Annotated in this window: 5 protein-coding genes; 3 read left to right on the top strand and 2 right to left on the bottom strand. The window is 44.0% G+C overall.

Features of this window, described 5'->3' with window-relative positions; translation table 11 throughout:
- The first annotated feature begins 116 nt into the window (after positions 1-116).
- A complete protein-coding gene (locus QUB77_RS31230; RefSeq protein ID WP_333180894.1) occupies positions 117-899 on the top strand; it encodes a DNA polymerase III subunit beta in 783 nt (260 codons plus the stop codon).
- A 172-nt stretch (positions 900-1,071) separates the two neighbouring features.
- Here QUB77_RS31230 and QUB77_RS31225 read toward each other — a convergent pair whose 3' ends face one another.
- Positions 1,072-1,344 carry a hypothetical protein gene (locus QUB77_RS31225; RefSeq protein ID WP_333180892.1) on the bottom strand — a complete coding sequence of 91 codons (273 nt, stop codon included), beginning with the start codon at positions 1,342-1,344 and terminating at the stop codon, positions 1,072-1,074.
- Between the two features lie 303 nt (positions 1,345-1,647).
- Here QUB77_RS31225 and dnaX point away from each other — a divergent pair, with 303 nt between their 5' ends.
- Positions 1,648-3,081 carry a DNA polymerase III subunit gamma/tau gene (gene dnaX, locus QUB77_RS31220; protein ID WP_333180891.1) on the top strand — a complete coding sequence of 478 codons (1,434 nt, stop codon included), beginning with the start codon at positions 1,648-1,650 and terminating at the stop codon, positions 3,079-3,081.
- Positions 3,078-4,034 (top strand): DNA polymerase III subunit delta, encoded by a 957-nt coding sequence (holA, locus tag QUB77_RS31215; RefSeq protein ID WP_333180889.1) that lies wholly within the window; start codon positions 3,078-3,080, stop codon positions 4,032-4,034. Before dnaX ends, holA begins: the two co-directional genes overlap by 4 nt.
- 373 nt (positions 4,035-4,407) lie before the next feature.
- Here holA and QUB77_RS31210 read toward each other — a convergent pair whose 3' ends face one another.
- Positions 4,408-5,010 carry a hypothetical protein gene (locus tag QUB77_RS31210; protein WP_333180887.1) on the bottom strand — a complete coding sequence of 201 codons (603 nt, stop codon included), beginning with the start codon at positions 5,008-5,010 and terminating at the stop codon, positions 4,408-4,410.
- Positions 5,011-5,411: the final 401 nt, after the last annotated feature.

Below are 5,411 nucleotides of genomic sequence, written 5' to 3'. Positions count from 1 at the left end.
CTAACGAACATACATTTGATTTCCCCAAAATACGTCAATATAGTTACACACAGAAAATCATTTAGGATTGCTATATCCCCCGCGTTCCACAGAAACTTGTAACGCTTCCTGCTAGCGTGTTAATTTCTGTCCTCAAAGCTAGCTTATTTGCTGTCAGTTGTGAGGAAAACAAACGCATTTTAACCGGAGGTAATTTTCAAATCAGTCACGACGCAGACAGAGGACTGGATAAACTGAGAGTTTGGACGACAGACGGGCATCGGGTAGCAATGGTTTTAGGATTGAACGAAAGCAGCAATTCCCACCTTTTGAGCAGTCAAATAATTAATTTTACTGTCCCTGCTAAGGTACTCCGGTTATTGGAGCGTTCTTTGAATTCTGCTGACAAAGTTACGATTTACTATGAAGGTTTGCCAGAGCAACCTAGTAATATTGTCGCATTCGAGTGGAATAATTGGCGGTTGACAACGAAGTTGCTAGAAGGGCAATATCCGGTTTGCGACCAAATTATCGCTCCCTATCGACATCAATTTAGCCATCAAGTGGTGGTTGAGAGGCTGAGCTTTTTAAAAGCCTTAGAGAGGTTAGCTTCTCACAGCGACAAGTCTCACCTAACAGCTATTTTAGAATTCGATTTAGATGCCCAACAAGTGCGAGCATCACTCAACAATACTCTCAGTTCAGGAACTGAAACAGTTGATGCTAAACTCTGGGGCTGTGAGTTTCGTCTAAAGTGCGACATCCGCTATTTGATTGATACAGCTAAAGCGATTGCCAGCTCTGATTTGCGGGTGTTAATGGCAACTTCTACCACTCCCCTACTGATTGCACCGTTTGGAACGCCAGCGTCAGGTACAGAGGCTTTAGAGTGCGAATATATTGTCGCTCCGCAAGAATAGTTGAAAGGTGGGAGTGGGATCTAAATTTGATGCCCTCTCCTGCCAAAAATCGGAGCCTATTCCTGTATAATTTAGGAGGGTTTAAGTGGTTCTTTGCCACACTAAATTGTCTACAAATGCCACATATATTTTACTACTTTTTTTTGTTACGAGCAACGTTTTTGCGGGTAAATCAGTGATTTTTAATGTTTCTCTTTATTGGTTTAAATAAGATCGCAACCGCCGACAATTTTGCATATTCAAAAGTCCCAACATCGCAAGTAAGCGGGGTGTAAATTGGCCCAGTTTTGCGCTCTGGAATCAGTTTCCACTTGCTCAAACTTTTTGCTTGCGATTTTTCCTTCATGGCGCAATACGGTTCAGTTAATTTTTTTTGCGAAGAGAGCTTTGGGCGAAGCATAAGCCCTTCGGGCAGGCACGCGCCTTCGCAGTATCTATTTTTCACAATGTTTTGTCTCCATGAGTGTCTTATCCCAAGCGTATTGCTTCATGCCGTGCTTTTTTGCTGTATCTCAGCCGCAGATGGTTTAGCAATTTTTCCTTGCGGTAGTGTGTTCAGCGCGATCGCCAGCGCCAACAACTGAGCCAGGACTAACGCCAAAAATACTTGGTAACACTATTAGTAGCGGTAAAATACACAATTTTTACACTACAGATAGAGCTTATGCGTAAGTCCTATGAGTTTAACAACTTTAGGCACAGCTCCCCTATCGGGGAATAGTTACCAGAAGTATTCTAACCACTCAAAATGTACCAACCACTGCACCTCAAATACCGACCCAAAAACCTCCAAGAATTAGTGGGCCAAGACACCATCAAAACAACCTTGACCAATGCCATCACCTCCGACAAAATTGCTCAAGCTTACCTATTTACTGGCCCCAGAGGAACAGGCAAAACCTCAACCGCTCGCATTCTTGCTAAATCCCTCAATTGTTTGAATAGCAAAAAGCCAACCGCCACTCCTTGCGGGGAATGTTCAAGCTGCAAAACCATTGACTCCTGTTCAAGCTTAGACGTAACTGAAATCGATGCTGCCTCTCACAATGGCGTGGATGATGCCAGAGAATTAATACAACACAGCAACTTTGCGCCAGCGATGAGCCGTTACCGCATTTGGATTTTAGACGAGTGTCACCAACTCAGTACCAGCGCTCAAAATGCTCTCCTCAAATGCCTTGAAGAACCTCCGGCTCATGTGGTATTTATTCTGTGTACGACTGAAGCACATAAAGTCCTGCCGACAATTATCTCCCGCTGCCAAACTTTTAACTTCCGATCTCTGTCAGTTGATGCTATTGTGGGACAATTGGACAAAATTAGCGTCGCTGAATCTATTGCGATCGCAACTTCGGCAATGCGGGCGATCGCTCGCACCTGTGACGGAGGGTTAAGAGATGCCCTGCAACTACTCTCTCAGCTTTCACTGCTAAATTCAGAGATTACGGTTTCTTCAGTGGCAGAAGTCTCTGGCAGCATCAGCGAGGAAGACTCGATCGCCCTTCTCAAAGCCATTCATTCTGGCGATACCTTAAGCGTACTGCAATCTTCGAGAACCCTCATTGACAGCGGCAAAACCCCCAAACTGATTCTCACCAACTTGCTAGCAGCAATGAGAGATTTGCTCATTGTCAAATCAACGCGCCACTGCCAGAATTTAATTACAGGGCCCGTTGGCTACTCACAACTGCGATCGCTCGCTAGCACTTTCGATTTTGAAACAATTGATGCGGCTTGTGCACAATTGCAAAAATCAGAATTTCAATTGAGAACCAGTACGAATGCTGCTACCTGGTTAGAAGTCTGCTTGCTGAACTTGATAGGTAAAAGCGAACCCGCTGCCCCCGAAATGCGATTGCCGGCAACTTCCCAATCTAATCGATTTGACAAACTTGATAAAAGCCCTCAAGATGTTAAGGCTACTGCTCCTGCTCCTGCTCCTGCTCCTGACTTAGAGGCAACTTGGGCGCAAGTAATAGCAGCAGCGAAACCAGGCAATCGCGACCTCTTGAACCGAGCTAAAATTGCAGAACTTTCTACTGATTCATGTGTGTTAGTAGTAGAAAGAAAATACGCGACTAAGTTTAAAAGTCACCTTGAATCCGTGCAGCGTATCGTCACTAAAGCTCTAGGTCGTTCTGTTAATGTCACTGTCAAACAACAGGAGGATTTAGCAGCATGATCTATATCTTAATTGGGAATGATACCTACGCGATCGCCCGTGAAGTGGAAAAGTGCAAAACTCACACTCACCCTCTCTGGCGAGATTTTAACATCCACCGCTTCGATGCTTCTTCCCTGGATGCAGCCCTCTCTGCTGCTGCTTCAGTTCCTTTCGGCGGAGGAAGCAAAGTCATTGTCGTTGAAAATTGCGATTTTAAGCAATTTGGAGAAACTGGGCTACAATTGCTGCAAATCTTGCCCCAGTTACTTACCACGACGCATTTAGTCTTCACTGCTGGTGCGATCGACAAGCGGCTTAAGGTGGTCAAGCATTTGTTGCAGTTTGGTAAACTTAAGGAATTTACTCTGATTCCCCCTTGGCGTACCGACTTAATTGAAAGTGCGATCGCTACTACTGCTAAACAGATGAATCTCTCAATTGCCAGAGATGCTGTCAGTTATCTAGCGGTAGCCATTGGCAACGATTCTGCTAGAAGAGTTAGTGAACTGGAAAAATTAGCCATTTATGCCGACGGCGAACGCATTACGAAAGAGGCAGCAAAAGCCCTTGTTCCCGCTACCACAGCCAGTAGCTTTCAACTTGCCGAAGCTCTTTTAAAAGGTCAAGCAGTGGCGGCAATTAAGGTGCTTGATGAATTGCTCTCTAGGGCAGAGTTTCCTTTGGCAATTATCGCGACTCTTCAAACTCAGTTTAAAACTTGGTTGTGGGTAAAAGCTACTCTCAATTCCCGTCAACAACGTTCAGATAGCGAAATTGCTAGTATGTGCGTAATTAGTAACCCCAAACGGCTGTATTTCCTTAAGCAGGAGGTTAAGGAAGTATCTGCGAACTCCTTAAGTCGATCGCTCTCCATTTTGTTTGATTTAGAAATCGCTCTCAAAACAGGGGATAAGCCGGACTCGATGTTGCCTGCTTTGCTCAGAATCACTCAATTCACTCACCTTAAATAACAGGAAAGCGCTGCCGAATTAACTCGGCAGTCTTTCATTAACAATCTTGGAGGCAAAAACTGCTTTGCAACACTATTGGTAGCAATAAGGTGCGCGGCGTACCCTACAGATAGAGTTTATGCGTAAGTTTTAATTAACTGTAGTGATAAAGAAGTTGTTTGTCTCATTAATTTATCAAAGAAGTTTTGGGTCTTCTGGGTTTGCGGTGATCAACAAAGCTAATATGTCTTGTAAGCCTTTTCTAGCAAGGGTTTCACTAATAAAGAAATCTCATAATTGTATCCAATAATACAATATTTACCCTAAACCCAGAAGAGCCGAAGTTTTTGAGTTTATTTATCGCACTAGGTCGCTATTTTTGTTTAATAACAGCTCATCTTTCCTGCATCATCCAAACGAGAAAGCCCAAGATTTGCTCAACAGGAGGTAGTGGATAATCTGTAAGGTCAATGGACGCGCATTGCTCTTCTAGTTTAAGAAACCGCCAAACTGTACCGCTAGTTACCGTTCCGTAAATCGTCGATATCGGCTGTTGCTTTTGTTGGTTAAAGCGTTGAGCTGCCACCATTTCTGCAAGGCATTGGCCAAGAGCCGGTTTAAGGTCTTCTTTCTTGGCTTCCACCAATATAACTGCCGGAGCTTTGATAAATAGTTGCTCCGGGGAACGACTCAGGAGAAAGTCAACATAGCCTGTAAGTTCAGCCTCCGGTTCTACATTGAATTCTTCGCCCGAAAAAACGCTAATTTGTCCGTGAAGTTGGCGTTTTACTTCGAGTAACACAGGATTGATGATACCCTCAGAACGAGCTTTCTCGCTACTCACCGCGATCGCCCAAGGAATTGTTTCTCTCAGAGTATCCTGAAGTAAAGCACTAGGAGTGACTGGGGAGATTTCTGGCAGGAATCGTGAGCCTTCAATGATTGTGAGATTAAAATCATCTACAGCTTTGCTGAGAGTAAATTTACTGTAAGGCATAGGTTTATTATTCTCAATCACATACTATAACATTTCTGGGTTAAATGAGGTACGTCTGGTAATTGGTAATTGGTAATTGGTAAACTGTCCCGTCTTTAAATTATCTACTTAAATCCTTGTAGAAAAAGCGTAAAAATTTCTCCCTCTCTCCCCTTCTCTCTCTCTCCCCCTCTCCCTCTCTTCTTTGCTACCTTCCAACCTTCAACTCGGAACTGCACTCTCTCCCCTTCTCCCTTTCTCCCTCTCTTCCCCTCTCCCTCTCTTCCCCTCAATCCCAACATACACTTTAGATGCTCCGCAGCTTAGGCAGTTGACACCTCACTTGCTTGAGAACCGCTATATATAGCAATCCTAAATGATTTTCTGTGTGTAACTATATTGACGTATTTTGGGGAAATCAA

Origin of the sequence: Microcoleus sp. AT9b-C3 (genome assembly GCF_036705485.1) — a bacterium.
Classification (GTDB): domain Bacteria; phylum Cyanobacteriota; class Cyanobacteriia; order Cyanobacteriales; family Microcoleaceae; genus Microcoleus.
The sequence above is the reverse complement of the archived record's forward strand: the minus strand, read 5'-3'. Positions and strand labels throughout refer to the sequence as shown.